We start from the raw sequence: 17,255 nt of genomic DNA, 5'->3' as shown, positions 1-17,255 counted from the left end.
TATTGCCGTGCGGGAACTGGGTTTCTCGCATGGACGCGGCGCTGGGGGCACCCGAGAAGATGGCCGAACACAGCGACGAGCTGACGCCGATGATGCGCCAGTACTTCGAGCTGTGTCGGCAGTACGACGATTCGATGGTACTGTTTCAGGTCGGCGACTTCTACGAGACGTTCTGCGAGGCGGCCGAGCGCTGTTCGAGGATTCTCGAAATCACGCTCACGCAACGCGAGGACAACACGGGGACGTATCCGATGGCCGGAATCCCCATCGACAACGCCGAATCGTACATCGAGGCGCTGTTGGACGCGGGCTATCGCGTCGCCGTCGCCGACCAAGTGCAGGACCCGGCGGACGCCTCCGGCGTGGTCGAACGCGCCGTCACCCGCGTCGTCACGCCCGGCACGCTGACCGAGGACGAACTGCTCCACGGCGACGACAACAACTTCGTCGCCAGCCTCGCCCACGACGAGGAGTACGGCCTCGCCATCCTCGACGTTTCGACGGGGGACTTCTACGCGACGACGGTCGAAACCGCGAGCGAGGTCCGCAACGAAGTGGAGCGGTTCGCACCGACGGAGGCCATCGTCGCCCCCGCCCTCGACCCCGACTCGGCCGCGCCCGACGGTGCGACCGACACGCCGACCCCCGACGTCTTCGACGCGGACTGCATGGTGACGGAGTACGCCGGAGCCACCTTCGACATCGACGGCGCGAGCGAGTTGGTCGCCGACTACTTCGGCCCGCCGGACCGACTGCTCGCCACCGACGCCGAAATCCGGGCCTGTGGGGCGCTCCTCTCCTACGCCGAGTACGTCCGCGGCGGCGAAGGCGCGGCTGAGGACGACGAGAATGCGGACGACACCCGTCTCGACTACCTCAACCACCTGACGCGGTACGACCCGCGCTCGTACATGCTGTTGGACGCCGTGGCGCTCTCGAGCCTGGAACTGTTCTCGTCCCGCGCCGTTCACGGGCAGGACGACGCCACGCTCGTCGGCGTACTGGACGAAACCGCGTGCGCCCTCGGCAGTCGCAAACTCACTGACTGGCTCCGCCGCCCCCTGCTGGAACGCGACCGCATCGAAGCCCGACTCGACGCCGTGGAGGAGTGGACGACGACGGTCCAAGCGCGCGAAGAGGTCCACGACCTCCTGCGAAACGTCTACGACATCGAACGTCTCATCTCCCGCGTCTCCCGCGGCCGGGCCAACGCCCGCGATTTGCGCTCGCTGAAGGCCACGCTCGACGTGGTTCCGGACATCGCGGAGGCGATGGAAGGCGTCGAATCTCCCAAACTACGACGCCTCCACGAGAATCTGGACGAGATGGCCGCCGTGCGCGACCGAATCGGTCGCGCGATTCCCGAGGAACCTCCCATCGAAATCACCGAAGGCGGCGTCATCAAATCGGACTACGACGACGAACTGGACGACCTCCGCGAGACGGAGCGCTCGGGGAAGGCGTGGATAGACGACCTCGAAGCGAGCGAACGCGAGCGGACGGGTATCGGATCGCTCAAGGTCGGCTACAATCAGGTCCACGGCTACTACATCGAGGTCACCGATCCGAACCTCGACAAGGTGCCCGAGGACTACACGCGACGGCAGACCCTGAAAAATTCGGAGCGATTCTACACGCCGGAACTCAAGGAGCGCGAGGACGAAATCGTCCGCGCCGAACAGCGCGCCGACGAGTTGGAGTACGACCTCTTTTGCGAGGTGCGCGAGGCCGTCGCCGAGGAATCCGAGCGGGTGCAGTCGCTCGCCGAGACGCTGGCCGAACTCGACACCCTCGTCGCGCTGGCCGAGGTCGCCGCCAAACACGGCTATTCGCGCCCCGAAATCGTCTCGGAAGGCATCGAGATTCGAAACGGTCGCCATCCTGTCGTCGAGCGAACCCAATCCTCCTTCGTGCCGAACGACACCCGCCTCGACCACGACACGCTGGCGGTCATCACCGGCCCGAACATGGCCGGGAAATCGACGTACATGCGGCAGGTCGCGCTCATCACCATCCTCGCACAGGTCGGCAGTTTCGTGCCCGCCGACGAGGCGCGCCTCGAACTGGTGGACCGCGTGTTCACCCGCGTCGGCGCGAGCGACGACATCGCGGGCGGTCGCTCGACGTTCATGGTCGAGATGACCGAACTCGCCGACATCCTCGGAAACGCGACCGACCGCTCGCTGATTCTGCTGGACGAGGTGGGCCGCGGAACGAGTACCACGGACGGCTTCGCCATCGCGCGCTCGGTGACCGAGCACGTCCACGACGAAATCGGCGCGAAGACGCTCTTTGCGACCCACCACCACGACCTCACGGCCGTCGCCGACGACCTTCCGAACGCCGTCAATCTCCACTTCGGCGCGACGGAACGGGACGGCGAGGTCGTCTTCGACCACCACATCTCGGAGGGCGCGACGATGGCCTCCTACGGCGTCGAAGTCGCCCAACTCGCCGGTGTCCCGGAGTCGGTCATCCGCCGCTCCAAGGATCTGCTGGCCGAAGGCGAGGGGGACTCGGTGGGCGAAGGTACCCGTTCTGGAGACGCCGACCCGACCGATTCCGCTCCTCAGTCACCACCCGTGCCATCCGCTTCGACCGACGTGCTCGCCGAACTCCGCCGTACCAACGTCGCGGACACGACGCCCCTCGAAGCGTTGCAACTGCTCGATAGGCTGAAGGGCGAGTTAGACTGAGTTGTGTCCGTTCAGGGTTCCAACGAGACGAACTCCAACCCGCTTTCGGCGAGCATGTTGCGGGCGCGTTCCGTCACCGACGGCGCGACGAGGACGCCGCGAATCTCGGCCTCGGCGTGCAGGTCGCGGCGGAGGGCGTCCACGTAGCGCCGGAGTTGGCCGACCGCATCGGGGCCGACGCGCCGTCGTTTGAGTTCTACCACCATCGTGGTGCCGTCCGCATCCGTGCCGTAGATGTCGATGGCACCCGCCGCCGTCTGGCGCTCCGTGGCGAGCGGCGTGAAGCCCGCTTCCACGAGGTCCGGGTCGTCGAGAATCCGCTTCCGGAGGTCCTCTTCCGTCCCGTCCAGCGATAACTCCGTGGCGTCGGTCACGTCGAACGCGGACACCTGCGTGAGGCGTTCGAACTCGACTTCGAGCGATTCGCTCGGACTCGTCCGCTGACTCCCGACGCGGAGGTGGTCGTTCACGAGTTCGGCGTCGAGGGTACCCCCCGGCGGTTGCCAGTTCACCGGTTTCTGTCCCTCCTCGGTGTGGACGAGCGTGGTTCCGTCGGGTTTGAGCACGACGAGTCGGTCGCCGGGTCCGAGATAGCTCTCCGCGCGGCCGTCGTAATCGACGGTACAGCGTCCGAACAGGGTCACGAGGTCCCCCCGTTCGATGGCCGTCTCGACGTGTGCCAGCGCCTCGCCGTGCGTCGGCGTCCGGAGCGTGGCGGGGTCCGTCCTGTCGTTCGTCTGCGTCACTGACCGATGGTAGATGGTAGTCGGATAAAAACCGATTGCCATCACCGCACGGAAATCACCTCCCGGCGACTTCCCGCCCACTCGGCGACGCGAGATGCGAGGTAGTCCCGGGCGTTCTCGACATCGAACACGCCACGGCGAACCATGTCCCGAACCACCGTCCGCGTCGCGCGAAACCAGCGGCGGACGCGGGCGGCGTCGCGCTCCGACTCGACTGCGACGAGCACGCCAGCGTGCACGTCGGCGTCGACGGTCGCGCCGAACCACAGCGGGAGGTACGCTGCGACGAGCCACGTCAGGGAGACGACGTAGAACGCCTCGAACGCCCGATGGTCGAACGTCACGGCGTCGTCGAACGACAGCGCGGTATCTCGGGGCGCCGGGTCGATTGCGGGCGTCCATCGCTTCTCGGTTCGCGCTCCACGCTTGCCAGCGAACGGTGTTTCCGGCGTGATTTCGTGACGGAGTTCGAGGTTCGCAGCGCCCCAGTGTGCGTAGTGACGGTCGTAACGGCCGTCGGGTCGCTCGTAAATGACGAGTGCTCGGTGTCCCACGGTGGCCCGGAGTGCTTCCGTCATCACATAAAAGCATCCGCCTCGTCGCCGACGACGCGGACGGTGAACCGCCCAAAGGTTCAATTCGTTGCTCGGTCGAATTATCGATATGACGCGGTTTGCTGGGGTTCCGAAACGATGACCCTGTATTCTCCACTCGAACGGTACGGACTCATCGGTAATCTGGAGACCTGTGCGCTGGTCAACGACGAGGGCGAAATCGAGTGGCTTCCCCTGCCACACGTCGAATCACCGAGCGTGTTTACGAGCGTCTTGGACGCCGAAAACGGGGGATTCTGGCGGATTCAGCCGACCGACTCGTTCGACTCGGAACAGTCGTATCTCGACGGAACGAACGTGTTGCGGACGACGTTCGAAACGAATTCCGGGCGCGTGCGGGTTACCGATTTCATGCCCGTCCGCGACGACGGCATGGAGCGTGCGGTCTACCGCGAGGTGACGGCCGTCGAGGGGGGCGTCGAACTCGAACTGACGTTCGTCCCGCGATTCGATTACGCACGGGCGGAATCGGTCGTGGAATCCGCTGACGGCGGGATTCGTGTCTCGGACGGGGAGTATCCAACAGACGACGCGGAATTCGTCTTTCTCGCGGGCGGTGTCGGATTCGAGGTGGACGGGGCAACCGTCCGCGCCACGTGGTCGCTGTCGGCGGACGAATCGACGTGGTTCGTGCTGTCGCACGAGGAGACGGGTGAGGCGGACCCCGACGTTTGTTCCCAGCGCCTCGACCGAACGGTGGATTTCTGGCGCGACTGGGCGCACTCCTGCCCGGACGGGTGCTCGTTCGACGGGGTGCACCACGACCTCGCCGTCCGGTCGGGATTGGTCCTCAAACTGCTCACCCACCGCGAAACGGGAGCCATCTGTGCCGCGCCGACCACCTCGCTCCCCGAGAACGTCGGCGGGGTTCGAAACTGGGATTATCGCTACAACTGGATTCGAGACGCCGCGTTCACGATTCAGGCGCTCGCCAACCTGGGCCACACCGCGGAAGCAGAATCGTACTTCGATTGGTTCCTCAACCTCAGCCACGCCGAGCACCCGACGCAACTGCAACCGCTCTACGGTCTGCACGGCGCCCCCGACCTACAGGAGCGAACGCTCGACCACCTCTCGGGGTACCGCGATTCGTCCCCGGTTCGCGTCGGCAACGCGGCGAAGGACCAACAGCAACTCGACATCTTCGGCGAACTCCTCTTGGCGATATTCGAAACGACCGACGGAGACGAGTTCAACCCCCACGACTGGGGCGCGATTCGCGGTATCGTCGAGCACGTCTGCGACGTCTGGGACGACCCCGACGCGGGAATCTGGGAGGTTCGCGGCGGCCCGCGCCACTTCGTCCACTCGAAGGTGATGTGTTGGGTCGCGCTCGACCGCGGCTTGCGAATCGCCGACGAGTGGGGGTTCGACGCCCCGACTGAAAAGTGGGAGCAGACGCGCGACCTGATCCGGGGCGAAATCCTCGAACGGGGGTACGACGATGACGTCGGGAGTTTCGTCCAGTCCTACGGTTCGAAGTCGCTCGACGCGACGGCGTTGCTGATTCCCATCGTCGGCTTCCTTCCGTTCGAGGACGACCGGGTGCAAAACACCATCGACGCCGTCCGCGACCGACTCGAAGCGGACGACGACGGCCTCGTCCGGCGCTACGACGGCACGGACGGTCTACCGGGTGAGGAAGGGGCCTTCGTCATCTGCTCGTTCTGGCTCGTCTCCGCGCTGGCGCTCTCCGGTCGCGTCGAGGAGGCACGCGACGTGTTCGAGTCGGTCTGTGACCACGCGAGTCCGCTCGGCCTGTTCGCCGAGGAAATCGACCCGGAGACGGGGGAACTGCTGGGGAATTACCCGCAGGCGTTCAGCCACGTCGGGTTGGTCAACGCCGCGCTGTATCTCGGCATGGCCGAGCGCGAGGAGGTGCCGTACTCGGAAACGATCGGCGGGGAACAGCAGTCCGACGACCTGTCACGGGTGGAATAGGGTCGAACGGGCCTGACGGTCGCGACAGCTCCCGTCGTGGGCGACTGGACGCGACGTAAAGTCGTTCGAAAGCGAACGGAGTGGTATGACGGATTCTCCGTTACCAACCGCCCCGACACCAACGGTGTGGTTCGCCCGTTCGACGCTCATCGTGTTCACCTTCCTCGCGGTCACGTCGCAACTCCCCGCCGTCCTCGACATATACAGCTTCGTCCTTTGGCGGGTGTTGTTCATTCCGTCGTATCTGGTGACGCTCCTCTTCTACGACGCTCCGTGGGGTCTGGAAAACGTGGTCTACGCCATCGACGGCGTCTTGGGTGGCGGAAAGCTACCGTGGGAGGTCGGATCGTTCGTCACGTACTACCTGTTCGCAGTCGTCGTAACGTGGCTCGGGAGACGGCTGGCGGGCGTTCGACCGACCGGAAAACCCAACTGACCGATTCGTGGACGGTTACATCGATCCAACCAATCGCGCTCAGTCGAGGACTTCCGTCGCGTTGTCGCGCGGCCGGTAGCCGAGCGCACGCTCCGCCCAGAGCAGGGAGAGGAACCGGTCGTCGTTGCGCGACGTGGCGTGGGCGGTGACGGCCCGTTCCGGCAGGTCCGACGTCACGGCGGTGCGAATCACGTCGCGGCAGTCCCGCGGGCTGAGCCACATGGCGCGCGCGAAGCGGGCGTGTTCCTCCGGTTCGTCCTGCGTGTCCCGAAGGCCGTCTTCGGGAAGGAGCCACCCGATTCTGAGGTTGACGACCTCGATATCGTGTCGGTCGGCGTAGTAGGTCCCCAACGCCTCGCCGGTCACCTTGCTCACGCCGTAGTAGGAGTCCGGTCGCGGCGGGTCGTCGTGGGAGATCGGTTCGGCCGTCCCGGTCGTCATCGTCTCCGTCTTCGTCCTATCTGCGGCGTTGTACATCCCGACGGCGTGGTTCGAGGACGCGAAGACGACTCGCCGAATCCCGTGCTCCCGCGCCGCCTCGAAGACGTTCCGCGTTCCCTCGATGTTCACGTCCACGGTGCTCCGCCAGTCCGCCTCGGGCGACGGGTTCGCCGCGAGGTGTACCACCACGTCGTGTCCCGACAGCGCGTCGGAAAGCGCGTCGTAGTCCGTCACGTCACAGCGCACGCTGTCGATGTCGTCGTGCTCGCTGTGCGTAATCGGCGTCACGTCGTGGTCTTCGAGCGCGGTCAAAGACTCGCGGCCGACGTTGCCCCCGGCCCCCGTCACTGCGATCCGTGTCATGTCGGCGTGATTCGTCCCCGACGACCCTATATCCTCCGTCGAACGATGTCCGGAAACTATCGCTTCGAGAGTTTGGTGACGAGGCGTCGAACGATTCCGCTCCGTCGTCTCCGTTACTGAATCCTATCGATGAACACTGATTCGATGTCTAAAAAACTAATAAATACTGTGAAATACTGGATAATACTGAATTGTACTAAAACATACCGAAAAATACTATTCCCGGTGCTGCTCGGCGTCAGGGCCGTCCGATTGCATCCGTCTCCGAATCACGTCCGCGACGCGGTATCCGCGACGCTGAACGGGCGGGCGTCGGCGAGGTCGAACAGGTGTACGACGTCCTCCCGGCCGTAGTGGTCGAGCAGTTCGTGCAACGACCGGAACGTCAGCGTCTCGGTCGCTCCGGCGGCCGCGAGCGCGATGTACCGCTCGCCGAACACGGGAACGTCCTTGTTGATGACCTTCCCGAAGCCCCGAAACTTCTCGGGGCGGAGCGCGTCGAGGTCGATACCGTGGTCGTACGTGTCCCAGCGGGTGTCCTCTGGTCGGATTCCGACCTCTCGGCACGCGGTTTCGAGTCGCGTGTAGTCGCCGAACGCGTCCCACGCCGGACGCCGTAAATCGACGTGCGCGAGGTCCGCCTCGAGTCGGGTCCGAAGCCGTTCGGCGAGGTCTTCCCGCGTCGAATCGGCCGCCGCCCTCGCTCGGCCGACGAGTTGCGGCACGTCGAACGTCGCGCCGCCGTAGGTGATGTACTCGTCCCCGTCCCGCTCGGCGAGCCAACAGAGCGTTCGCTCGACCAAATCGAGTTCGTCGGCGGGCGTATCGTCCCGTCGGAACAGCATCTCCGTCTCCCTGTCGCCGTCCGGCGATTCGTATCCGAGCGCGACCGCGAGCAGTTCGAAATACGCCGGGTCGCGGAAATCCGGCGGCGTCTCGTAGTGGTCGAGCGTCGGACTCACCGTTTCGATGTCGAGTGCGAACCGTCCTGCCATCTATCGTTCACGGCGTCGGGCGGCGATAGTAAAACTGTGGTAATTGGATTGGCTGACTCGCGTTACCGGCCGCCGTCCACGAGCCGTTTGAGTTGCTCCGGCGGAACCGCACCGCGCGCGGCGTGGCCGTCGTAGGCGAACGTCGGGACGCCCGTCACGCCGCGCTGTCGTGCCTCCGCGAACCTGTCTTTAAGCTCCTCGTGGAGGTCGTCGTCCGCGATTGCGTTTCGTACCTCCTCGGGGTCGAGTCCCGCGTCGTCGGCGAGGTCGGCGAGGACGCCCGCGTCTCCGATGTCCCGTCCATCCTGCCACAGCGCCTCGAAAATCGCCTCGTCGAAGTCGAGCCAGCGGTCGGGGTGCTCGGATTTGACGTAGTAGGAGGCGATTTGCGCGGGAAGCGAGTCCACGTCGGTCGCAATCTCCTGTTCCATCTCGACGCCGTACTTCTCCTGTAGCCGCCGGACGTTCTCCCGCGCTCGTCGGTAGTACTCGTCGCCCTTCCCGTCGTCGGCGCTCCGGTCGATGGAGCCGTCGGCGTTGCGCTTCCCGCTCCGGAGGTCGAACGGGTGCCAGTCGAGCGCGAGCGGGTCCTCGCGCGTCTCCCGATACCGCTCCAACGACTGCCGTCCCAGATAACAGAACGGGCAGACGTAATCGGAGTACACGACGAGTCGGTCGGAAGCTTCGGGGTGGCTCATGGATGGCCGTTGTGCTGTGGAGTGCAAAAAGCGGATGGCCTCGGAAGCGGTTGCCCCTTCGTCGAAATTCCCGCCGTCAACTCCTTGAGCACTTCGTCTCGTGACTCCGTTCCGCCATCGTCTTTCTTCAATCGTCTCGCCCGACCACATCCCGGAACCGAACGCCTCAGGTACGTCGAGCACGAAATTCGTGACAGATGGCACCCGCACTGTACCCGCTCCACGCCGTCGCCTCCTCCGGTGGACTCGCACTCCACGTCGTGTTGGCGCTGGCGGCGGTCGGGTCCGCGGCCGTCTTCCTGTTGGCGCTGGCGGCGTTTCGACAGCGGCGGACGCTTCCGTATCTGCTGGTGGCGCTCGCGTTCGCGGCGCTCGCGGGCCGCGAACTCGTCGGCGGGATGACGGCGGCGAACTACCTCTCCGCGAACGCCCACCACCTGTACGAACACGGGCTCGACATCGTCGTCATCGCCCTCCTCATCGGTGCGGTGTACTACGCCAGAAGCGTCGAAACGCGGCGACTGAACCACGACGACGAAACGGTGCCGACGGAAGACGATGACGACTGAACCACGACGACGGAACGACAACCACTGAAAACGATGACCGAGACACGAACACGGATAGCCCAATGCGTCGATTCCCGTCCGGGAATCCACTTCAACGACCTCGTTCGGGAGTCGGAAATCGCGCCCGGACAGGTACAGTATCACATCCGAGCGTTGCTGACCGAGGGTCGCCTCGTGAGCGAACAGCTCTACGGCAAAACCCACTACTACACCCCCGAGTACGACGAGTGGGAGCGGGCGGCGCTCGCCCTGCTCCGCCGTGAAACCGCCCGCGACGTGCTCGTCACGCTCTTGGAGCGCGGAACCGCCCGCCCCGGAGCGCTAGCCGACGACCTCGGAATCGCCCGGAGCACGCTCGAATGGCACGTCTCGCACCTCGAAGAGCAGGACCTCGTGGAGAAACGCCACGACGTGCGAAACCGGGTGACGCTCGCGCCGATGCGACCCGAGGAGACGGCCCACCTGATGGCGGCCGTCACGCCGTCGTTCCCCGAGCGGATGGTGGACCGCTTCACCCGGCTGGTGGACGGATTGCTGGCTGAGTAGCTTTTTTCGTACGCCGAATCGTATCGGAGACGATATGCGACGTCGGAGATCAATCGCGGTCGTCGGCGGTGCGGTCGGCGGCCTCGCGGCCGCCACCGAATTCCGGCGACTCGGCGACGACGTAACCCTCTACGAGCGCCAGCGGTACGACGAAAAACGGGTCAACTGCGGCGAGGCGATGACGGCCGCCTCGGGGATCCCGCTCGAGAAGACCGCCGAAAACGGGTTTCTGAATCCCGTTCCGTCGTTTCGAGTGGCGGTTCGGGGAGACGAGACGGTCATCGGCAGCGGCACGTTTCCCGCACGGGACGCCTACATCACCGACCGAAATCTGGTCGAGCGACGGTGGGCGGCGTGGCTGGCCGACCGGGGCGTCGATATCCGGGCGAATCACGGCGTGAGAAAGGCGGAATTCCGCCGTCTCGGGAGCGAGTACGACCTGCTGGTGGACGCCACGGGCCAGCCGTCGCTCACGAGCAAGGTTCGCGGAGCAACAGACGAGTACGCCGGTCGGATGGTCGCGCTCAACGCCGACGTGACGGGCGACTTTTCCGCGCTCTACCCCCACTCGCGCATCGTTTTCGAGGGGTATCTGGGCTACGAGTGGCTGTTCCCGAAGACCGAAACGCGGGCCAACGTCGGCGTCGGATGGCACGAGGGCGACGTCCCCGACGACTACTTCGCCGCGTTCCGCGCCGCGTGCGAGCGCAACGACTGGCCGAAACCGGACCGGAGCCGAACGAACGTCGCCGTCATCCCGCGCGGGCCGAGTTTGGACCCGGCGCGAATCTATCGCCCGGAGAACAACGTCGTTCGCGTCGGCGACGCCGCCGGAATCGCAAATCGTTTCACTGGAAAAGGCATCTCTCAGGCGATTCACTCCGCGTCCCTGCTCGCCGAGTGCGTCGCGGCGGGAGAACTGGACGAGTACCCCGACCGCCTCCATCGAGGTATGCGAGCCGAATACCTCCTCTCGTCGCTCGCAACGACCGTTCTTGACGAGGCCCGAACCGACCTGTTGGCGGACCTGCTCTCGGCCGCCTCCGGCATCGACATCGAAGCTATCGACAGGAAGCCCTACCGGGCGCTGATTCGTCTTCTCTCCCACCCGTCGCTTGCGGGCCGTCTGCTGTCGATTTCCGCCGTCCGAACGTCGGTGTGGCGGGCGCTCCGCGACGACTGGGAGTACGACCGGACGAACTGACCCCGAAGTGCTCGCTCCCCACCGTCACCCGGCGATGGTCACGCCGATGAGCCGACCCACGCCGAACGTCAGGGCCGCCGCCGCGAGTCCGATGAGGACCTGCCGTCCGCCGGAGTACAGGACGCTTCGTCCGGTGAGAAGCGTGATTCCCGCGCCGATGACGAACAGCGCGGCCGCGCTGGCGAGGAGGCTCACGCCGACCGCGGTGAGTCCGGCGAAGGCGGCGAACGGCGCGACCGGAACGACCGCGCCGAGCGCGAACAGGACGAACGACGACCCCGCGGCCTCCCACGCCGACCCGCCGAGGCCTTCCGGATCGATGCCGAGTTCCTCCCGCGCGAGCGTGTCGAGCGCCGTCTCACGGTCCGAGACGATTTGAGCGGCGAGTTCGTCGGCCTGCTCCTCCGACAGCCCTTTCGCCCGATAGATGAGGGCGAGTTCGGTCTCCTCTTCCTCCGGCACCTCCGCGAGTTCGTCGGCTTCGACGGCGATCTGCCGCTGGAATAGCTCCCGCGAACTCTGAACGGAGAGCCACTCGCCCATCGCCATCGAACCCGCGCCCGCCAGCAACCCCGCGAGTCCGGTGATGAGTATCGAGTTCGGGGACAGCGCCGCCCCCGCGACGCCCATCACCAGACTCAGGTTCGAGACGAGTCCGTCGTTCGCGCCGAGGACGGCGGCTCGAAGCGCGTTTCCGCTGGTCGCCCGATGCCTGCCTTCGAGTCGCGCCAGCGTCCCGCCTTCGACGCCGCTCGGCGTGTCCAGTTGGGAGAGGAGTCGAGCGTGCGACCGCTCGTCGTCCGCGAGCGTCGTCCCCGCGTCGGCTTGTGCCGCGTAGGCCGCGCTCCCGCCGATTTCGCTCCCCCGAACCGCCGGGAGGACGAACGCCGCGCCGAACCGCCGCGCCAGCCACGCGAGGGTTCGCGCGCGACGGCTCGGCGTCGGCAAGCCGACCGGTTCGTCAGCGTCGTCCAACTTCGCCGCCCAGAAATCCGCGTGTTCGGCTTCCGTCGCCGCCAAGTTCTCGTACAGTTCGGCAAGCTCCGGAATCGACTCCGATTCGGCCATCGCCCGATAGAGCGCCGCGCCGTCCACCTCGTCCTGCCAGTTGGCCCGCCACCGTTTCGCGTCATCCGGGTCCACGTTGCTCGGGTCCGCGTCGTCCGAGTCTTCGTCCCCTGATTCCATAGTTGTTGTATCATCGCCATTCGGGAAAACAGTGCCGTGAGAATCGGGAAGGCGGGAACCGACAGGTGCGGAAAATCAGCCTTCGAGGACTTCCCGTTCCGAGAGCGTCGAAAGGGAGTTTCGGATATCGAGCAGGACGCTCAGAATACGAAGCAAGACGGCGGCTACGATTCCGAGGAGGAGGTTGCCGCTCACGACAACTGCCGCGAGAATTCCCACGAAGAGGACCACTTCGTACGGAGATATGCTGTGTTCCATACGCCACCCTTGTGTCGCCTAGGTTGTATTTATTCCGTGTACGGAATCTGAGTCCGAGAAAAAGCGTGCTTAGCCGAGGATGTATCGCAGGGCAGGGTACTTCTCGACCAGCGCCTCGCCGCCGACCTCGTACCGCTCGATGAGCGCGTCCAATCCGAGGATGTGGCCCGCCCCGAACGCCGCGACGGCGAGGAAGACGAGCATGTACGCGAAGTCGCCGTTGATGATGCCGTGTTCGACCGTCCAGTTGCCGAAGTAGAACATCGCCATCATGAACGCGCCGAAGAACGCCGCGAGGCGGACGAACGCGCCGACGATGAGGGCGAGGCCGATGAAGAACTCGCCGAACGGGACGGCCACGTTCACGAAGTCCACGAACCACGGCGTGGTGCCCATCCAGTGGAACACGCCGAGCATCGGGCTGGTTTTCGGCACCGCGTGCAGGAGGTATCCCGCCGCATCGAACGGTTCCGCCGCGACGATTTTCGACCACCCGGCGTGGAGGAACGCGTAGCCCATCATGAGTCGGAGCGCCAATACGAACCACGCGCTCAGGCTGTGTGCCTGTCCGCGAACGGTCAGTCCCCCGATTTTGCTTTCGAACGTGTTTGCACCGGTGTTGATTTCGTTAGTTGCCATTGTCTTCACCTACAAATGAAGAGACGACCGCTGGGAGCATATAGCCGATTCCCATTTCCCACGGCCTGAGAACTCTTTTTTCACATCTCTGTTTTAGGATGAATAACCAGTGTTGTCACGTGACACTTGGGGGCGGAAAACCGGGCAACGGATTGGGAACGTAATCGGAAAATCAGAACCGGTGTCAGTCGGCCCGTACCGCACACGACGACTCGGTGTACTCCACGTCCTCGATGGAGTCGATGGGGTCCTCGCCACAGACGGGGCAGTCGGGATTGCGCCGATACTCGACCTCTTCGAAGCTCATGTCCATCGCATCGTAAAACAGCATCCGGCCCTCCAGCACCTCGCCGACTCCGATGATGGATTTGACCGTCTCGGTGGCCTGAATACAGCCGACGGTTCCGGGGAGAACGCCGAGCACGCCGGTCGTCGCACAGTCGGCGACCATTCCCTCCGGCGGTGCTTCCGGGAAGAGACAGCGATAGCACGGTCCGTCGGTCGTGAACGTCGTCACCTGTCCTTCGAACTTGTAAATCGCGCCGTGGGAGAACGGCGTGTCGGAGAGGGTACACACGTCGTTGACGAGGTATCGCGTTCGGAAGTTGTCGCTCGCGTCCACGACGAAATCGTACTCCGCGACGAGCGACGCCGCGTTGTCGGGTTCGACGCGGACCGCGTGCGTTTCGACGTCGATGTCGGGGTTCAACTCCCGAACGAAGTCGGCGGCGCTCTCGACTTTCGGACGCCCCACGTCGTCGTCGCCGTGAATCACCTGCCGCTGGAGGTTGCTCCGTTCGACCGCATCGTCGTCCGTGATGCCGATGGTGCCGACACCCGCCGCCGCGAGGTATTCGATGACCGGTGCGCCGAGACCGCCAGCGCCGATGACGAGAACGCGGGCGTCGAGCAGCGCCTGTTGGCCCTCTGCCCCCACCTCGTCCATGATGATGTGCCGGGAGTAGCGGTCGAGCTGTGTCGCGTCGAGCGAAAGGCCGCTCATGGTTTCCAGTAGGCGCATCGAGCTATAAATCCGTGGTTCGACCCGCCGGACGACTCGAACCCTTTTTCGCCCTCGGGCACGCGCCGAGTCGTATGCACACCCCCGGGTCGACGACGGAGCGAACGCGACGGCGTTCGTTCCTCGAAGGGGCCCTCGTGACGTTCCTCCTCGGGCTTCCCGGCGTCGTTGCGGTCGGCGCGTCGTTGTTAGACGAACTTCGGGCCGTCCCGCAGTTCACCGACACGCCGACCCCCTCCCTCTTTCTGGTCGGTATCGCACAACCCCTCGTCCTGCTCGCGCTCGCCTGTCTCGTCGGGACGGCACTCGCGCCGCGCGTGAAACTGCATTCGCACGTCCTCTACCGACTCGTCGGGCGGACACAGCCGCCGGTCCTGTTCGCCGAGGAACTCCCCGCGGCGGTCGGCGTCGGCGTCGCCCTCGCCGTCACCGTGCTCGCCCTCGACGGTGCGCTCGCGGCGGTCGCGCCCGACCTCCCGTCGCTCGGCGTTGCAGGAGGTGTCCACTCGACCGTCTTCTCCGTCATCGCGACCGTCCCCACCCGGCTCCTCTACGGGGGAATCACCGAGGAGTTGCTCGTACGGTACGGCTTCATGACGCTCGTCGCGTGGCTGGTCTGGAAACCCGTCGGTGGCGACCGACCGTCCTCGGGCGTCGTGTGGACGGCCGTCGTCGTCTCCGCGCTCGCCTTCGGGGTCGGACACCTTCCCGTGCTCTCAACGTCCCCGTCGTTCACGCCCGCGTTGGGCGCGCTTGCCGTCTCTCTCAATGCACTCGTCGGCGTCGGCTTGGGGTGGCTCTACTGGCGGGGGAGCCTCGAATCGGCGATGGTCGGTCACGTCACCTTCCACGTCGTGGTCGTCCTCGTGTCATTCGGTACCGTCCTGTAAGCGGCAAAGGCGGCTTCCGCCACAGCCCCCTTATTCGTGTGCGTAGTATTTGTTCAGTATGGCGACGAATCGAAAATTCCTGTTGTCGAAGCGCCCGACCGGAACGCCCGACCGAGACACCTTCGAGTTGGTCGAAGAAGATGTCCCGGAACCGGGGCCGGGAGAGGCACTCGTCCGAACGCTGTACCTTTCCGTGGACCCGTACATGCGCGGCCGAATGGACGCCGGGGAGTCCTACGCCGAACCGTGGGAGGTCGGCGACCCGCTCCAAGGCGGGGTCGTCGGCGAAGTCGTCGAATCCAACGGCGCTGGCTTCGAGGCTGGCGACATCGTGACCGGCAACCTCGAATGGGCCGACTACGTTACCGCCCTCGGCCCGGAACTCCAGCAGGTCAACCCCGACCTCGCACCCATCTCAACCTCGCTCGGCGTCCTCGGAATGCCGGGACTGACCGGCTACTTCGGCACCCGCGAAGTCCTCCAACCGCGCGCTGGTGATACCGTCGTCGTCACCGGTGCGGCGGGGGCCGTCGGCTCCGTCGTCGGCCAGATTTCGAAACTCACGGGTGCCAAAGTCGTCGGCTTCGCCGGGTCCGACGAGAAGGTCTCCTTCCTCGAAGACGACCTCGGCTTCGACGTCGGAATCAACTACAAGGACGTGGACGACTACGGCGCGGCGCTCGACGACGCCGCACCCGAGGGTGTCGACCGCTACTTCGACAACGTCGGCGGCGAAATCACGGATGCGGTCTTCTCGAAACTCAACGTCGATGCACGCGTCGCCGTGTGCGGTCAAATCGCGCTCTACAACGCCGAGTCGATGCCCACCGGACCGCGCAAACTCGGCAAACTCATCGAGGCGCGCGCGACGGTCGAAGGCCTCCTCGTCGGCGACTTCGCGCCCCGCTTCGAGCAGGGCGCGAAACAGCTCGGCCAGTGGATATCCGAGGGTAAAATTCAGTACCGCGAAACCGTCACCGAGGGGCTGGAGAACGCCCCCGACGCCTTCCTCGGCCTGTTCGAGGGCGAGAACATCGGCAAGCAGTTGGTGAAGGTCGGCGAACCCGAAGAGTAATATCCCAACGCGGTCGGGAATCCTCGCGCTTCAGCGCGGGGAGGATGTCAACTTTCCTCTCGCGCTGCCTCGACCCGTGAGCGTAGCGCGAAGTCTTACGGTTCGCTATCGGACGACCGTCGCCGACCGAACGGTCAGCGTCCGTCGGCGACGCGAACCATTTCATATCGCAAAATACGATTCATTCGGGTGGTTTCTCCAATCGGTCGAACCGGCTTCGCTCCCTCCGTACCCGCAGATTTCGCCGTTTCACCCCCGGGCGGTTTCTCCTCCGAGCAACCGCTCCCGCGCGGAATCGGCGAAAAAGAGGAGCACCCACGAGTACATCGCCAGTTGCGCGCTTACGAAGGACACCAGAATCGACCCGGCGAAGACGACGGCGGGCGTGAGAATACTGGCGGTGACGTCGCGCACCTTCTCGCCGTCGACCGTGCCGTCGAGCAGGTCGCTCGTCCACGCGTATCGCCAGAGAACGGCGAGGACGATGCTCGTCAGCGTGAGCGTTCCGGCGTAGACGATGACGGGAAAGCGTCCCGGAACGTCGCCGAGCAACGAGGTGGAAAAGGGGATGAACGCGATGAACATGAGATAGACGACGTTCAACCAGAGGAACCGTCGGTCGTAGCTATCGACGTCCTCGAAGATGCTGTGGTGAACGATCCAGTAGTTGCCGATGACGAGAAAGCTGATGATGTAGCTCAACACGTCCGGCCACTCGCGTATCACCTGTGCGACCGCGACCGCCGCAGAAGCCGTCGGTTCGGGCACTTCGATGTTCAGTATCAACAACGTGATGGCGATGGCGAATACGCCGTCGCTGAACCCCGCCAATCGAGCCATCCCCTCCGCCTGCTCTTGGGTCGCTCGCTCCGTCGTCTCCTCCGGTTCGCCCATTTACCTCGTTGACTACCCGCTGTCTGATAGCATTTGCGCGG

The 17,255-nt window shown here is 65.0% G+C and carries 18 protein-coding genes; 8 read left to right on the top strand and 10 right to left on the bottom strand.

Features of this window, described 5'->3' with window-relative positions; genetic code table 11:
* The first annotated feature begins 29 nt into the window (after positions 1–29).
* Complete coding sequence (gene mutS, locus V5735_RS07695) at positions 30–2,696, top strand: DNA mismatch repair protein MutS (protein WP_423745825.1); 2,667 nt, start codon at positions 30–32, stop codon at positions 2,694–2,696.
* An 11-nt stretch (positions 2,697–2,707) separates the two neighbouring features.
* On the opposite strand, the gene nucS is transcribed toward mutS, so the two are convergent.
* Positions 2,708–3,442, bottom strand: coding sequence for an endonuclease NucS (gene nucS / locus V5735_RS07690; RefSeq protein ID WP_423745824.1), 735 nt, complete (start codon positions 3,440–3,442; stop codon positions 2,708–2,710).
* Between the two features lie 41 nt (positions 3,443–3,483).
* A complete protein-coding gene (locus tag V5735_RS07685; RefSeq protein WP_423745823.1) occupies positions 3,484–4,020 on the bottom strand; it encodes a DUF6735 family protein in 537 nt (178 codons plus the stop codon).
* A gap of 114 nt (positions 4,021–4,134) precedes the next feature.
* Between V5735_RS07685 and V5735_RS07680 the strand changes: the two genes are divergently transcribed.
* Together V5735_RS07680 and V5735_RS07675 are read left to right on the top strand one after the other, a co-directional pair.
* On the top strand, positions 4,135–5,997 hold the full coding sequence (locus tag V5735_RS07680; RefSeq protein ID WP_423745822.1) for a glycoside hydrolase family 15 protein: 1,863 nt from the start codon (positions 4,135–4,137) through the stop codon (positions 5,995–5,997).
* Between the two features lie 85 nt (positions 5,998–6,082).
* Positions 6,083–6,433, top strand: coding sequence for a hypothetical protein (locus V5735_RS07675; protein WP_423745821.1), 351 nt, complete (start codon positions 6,083–6,085; stop codon positions 6,431–6,433).
* A 39-nt stretch (positions 6,434–6,472) separates the two neighbouring features.
* On the opposite strand, the gene V5735_RS07670 is transcribed toward V5735_RS07675, so the two are convergent.
* From V5735_RS07670 to V5735_RS07660, 3 genes are all read right to left on the bottom strand, one after another.
* A complete protein-coding gene (locus V5735_RS07670) occupies positions 6,473–7,237 on the bottom strand; it encodes an NAD-dependent epimerase/dehydratase family protein (protein WP_423745820.1) in 765 nt (254 codons plus the stop codon).
* A 269-nt stretch (positions 7,238–7,506) separates the two neighbouring features.
* Positions 7,507–8,232 (bottom strand): ribonuclease H-like domain-containing protein, encoded by a 726-nt coding sequence (locus V5735_RS07665; protein ID WP_423745819.1) that lies wholly within the window; start codon positions 8,230–8,232, stop codon positions 7,507–7,509.
* Positions 8,233–8,294: 62 nt separating this feature from the next.
* Entirely contained in the window at positions 8,295–8,930 is a 636-nt protein-coding gene (locus tag V5735_RS07660) for a DsbA family oxidoreductase (protein WP_423745818.1), read from the bottom strand.
* Between the two features lie 197 nt (positions 8,931–9,127).
* Here V5735_RS07660 and V5735_RS07655 point away from each other — a divergent pair, with 197 nt between their 5' ends.
* From V5735_RS07655 to V5735_RS07645, 3 genes are read left to right on the top strand one after another with little or no spacing between them, the layout of a single operon-like run.
* Positions 9,128–9,499, top strand: a complete 372-nt coding sequence (locus tag V5735_RS07655; protein ID WP_423745817.1) for a DUF7471 family protein — start codon at positions 9,128–9,130, stop codon at positions 9,497–9,499.
* Positions 9,500–9,532: 33 nt separating this feature from the next.
* Positions 9,533–10,045, top strand: a complete 513-nt coding sequence (locus V5735_RS07650) for a winged helix-turn-helix transcriptional regulator (protein WP_423745816.1) — start codon at positions 9,533–9,535, stop codon at positions 10,043–10,045.
* Between the two features lie 34 nt (positions 10,046–10,079).
* Positions 10,080–11,249: an NAD(P)/FAD-dependent oxidoreductase gene (locus V5735_RS07645; protein WP_423745815.1), complete on the top strand. Its 1,170-nt coding sequence runs from the start codon at positions 10,080–10,082 to the stop codon at positions 11,247–11,249.
* A 24-nt stretch (positions 11,250–11,273) separates the two neighbouring features.
* Here the strand turns inward: V5735_RS07645 and V5735_RS07640 are convergent, their stop codons facing one another.
* From V5735_RS07640 to ubaA, 4 genes are all read right to left on the bottom strand, one after another.
* On the bottom strand, positions 11,274–12,437 hold the full coding sequence (locus tag V5735_RS07640; protein WP_423745814.1) for a VIT1/CCC1 transporter family protein: 1,164 nt from the start codon (positions 12,435–12,437) through the stop codon (positions 11,274–11,276).
* 75 nt (positions 12,438–12,512) lie between these two features.
* Positions 12,513–12,695 (bottom strand): hypothetical protein, encoded by a 183-nt coding sequence (locus V5735_RS07635; RefSeq protein WP_423745813.1) that lies wholly within the window; start codon positions 12,693–12,695, stop codon positions 12,513–12,515.
* 69 nt (positions 12,696–12,764) lie between these two features.
* Entirely contained in the window at positions 12,765–13,334 is a 570-nt protein-coding gene (locus tag V5735_RS07630) for a DoxX family protein (RefSeq protein WP_423745812.1), read from the bottom strand.
* 184 nt (positions 13,335–13,518) lie between these two features.
* Entirely contained in the window at positions 13,519–14,337 is an 819-nt protein-coding gene (gene ubaA, locus V5735_RS07625) for an SAMP-activating enzyme E1 (RefSeq protein ID WP_423745811.1), read from the bottom strand.
* A 92-nt stretch (positions 14,338–14,429) separates the two neighbouring features.
* Between ubaA and V5735_RS07620 the strand changes: the two genes are divergently transcribed.
* Together V5735_RS07620 and V5735_RS07615 are read left to right on the top strand one after the other, a co-directional pair.
* Positions 14,430–15,245: a CPBP family intramembrane glutamic endopeptidase gene (locus V5735_RS07620; RefSeq protein WP_423745810.1), complete on the top strand. Its 816-nt coding sequence runs from the start codon at positions 14,430–14,432 to the stop codon at positions 15,243–15,245.
* Between the two features lie 58 nt (positions 15,246–15,303).
* Positions 15,304–16,320, top strand: a complete 1,017-nt coding sequence (locus V5735_RS07615) for an NADP-dependent oxidoreductase (RefSeq protein ID WP_423745809.1) — start codon at positions 15,304–15,306, stop codon at positions 16,318–16,320.
* A gap of 249 nt (positions 16,321–16,569) precedes the next feature.
* On the opposite strand, the gene V5735_RS07610 is transcribed toward V5735_RS07615, so the two are convergent.
* Positions 16,570–17,214 (bottom strand): TMEM175 family protein, encoded by a 645-nt coding sequence (locus V5735_RS07610; protein ID WP_423745808.1) that lies wholly within the window; start codon positions 17,212–17,214, stop codon positions 16,570–16,572.
* Positions 17,215–17,255 lie beyond the last annotated feature (41 nt).

Source organism: Haladaptatus sp. SPP-AMP-3 (assembly GCF_049568665.1).
Lineage (GTDB): Archaea > Halobacteriota > Halobacteria > Halobacteriales > Haladaptataceae > Haladaptatus > Haladaptatus paucihalophilus.
Note: the sequence above shows the minus strand (reverse complement) of the source record. Positions and strands in the feature narration are given on the sequence as shown.

Coding starts and splice junctions, on each gene's coding strand:
- mutS (WP_423745825.1), top strand. CDS start 30: ATGGACGCGGCGCTGGGGGCACCCGAGAAGATGGCCGAACACAGCGAC.
- V5735_RS07685 (WP_423745823.1), bottom strand. CDS start 4,020: ATGACGGAAGCACTCCGGGCCACCGTGGGACACCGAGCACTCGTCATT.
- V5735_RS07680 (WP_423745822.1), top strand. CDS start 4,135: ATGACCCTGTATTCTCCACTCGAACGGTACGGACTCATCGGTAATCTG.
- V5735_RS07675 (WP_423745821.1), top strand. CDS start 6,083: ATGACGGATTCTCCGTTACCAACCGCCCCGACACCAACGGTGTGGTTC.
- V5735_RS07670 (WP_423745820.1), bottom strand. CDS start 7,237: ATGACACGGATCGCAGTGACGGGGGCCGGGGGCAACGTCGGCCGCGAG.
- V5735_RS07665 (WP_423745819.1), bottom strand. CDS start 8,232: ATGGCAGGACGGTTCGCACTCGACATCGAAACGGTGAGTCCGACGCTC.
- V5735_RS07660 (WP_423745818.1), bottom strand. CDS start 8,930: ATGAGCCACCCCGAAGCTTCCGACCGACTCGTCGTGTACTCCGATTAC.
- V5735_RS07655 (WP_423745817.1), top strand. CDS start 9,128: ATGGCACCCGCACTGTACCCGCTCCACGCCGTCGCCTCCTCCGGTGGA.
- V5735_RS07650 (WP_423745816.1), top strand. CDS start 9,533: ATGACCGAGACACGAACACGGATAGCCCAATGCGTCGATTCCCGTCCG.
- V5735_RS07645 (WP_423745815.1), top strand. CDS start 10,080: ATGCGACGTCGGAGATCAATCGCGGTCGTCGGCGGTGCGGTCGGCGGC.
- V5735_RS07640 (WP_423745814.1), bottom strand. CDS start 12,437: ATGGAATCAGGGGACGAAGACTCGGACGACGCGGACCCGAGCAACGTG.
- V5735_RS07635 (WP_423745813.1), bottom strand. CDS start 12,695: ATGGAACACAGCATATCTCCGTACGAAGTGGTCCTCTTCGTGGGAATT.
- V5735_RS07630 (WP_423745812.1), bottom strand. CDS start 13,334: ATGGCAACTAACGAAATCAACACCGGTGCAAACACGTTCGAAAGCAAA.
- ubaA (WP_423745811.1), bottom strand. CDS start 14,337: ATGAGCGGCCTTTCGCTCGACGCGACACAGCTCGACCGCTACTCCCGG.
- V5735_RS07620 (WP_423745810.1), top strand. CDS start 14,430: ATGCACACCCCCGGGTCGACGACGGAGCGAACGCGACGGCGTTCGTTC.
- V5735_RS07615 (WP_423745809.1), top strand. CDS start 15,304: ATGGCGACGAATCGAAAATTCCTGTTGTCGAAGCGCCCGACCGGAACG.
- V5735_RS07610 (WP_423745808.1), bottom strand. CDS start 17,214: ATGGGCGAACCGGAGGAGACGACGGAGCGAGCGACCCAAGAGCAGGCG.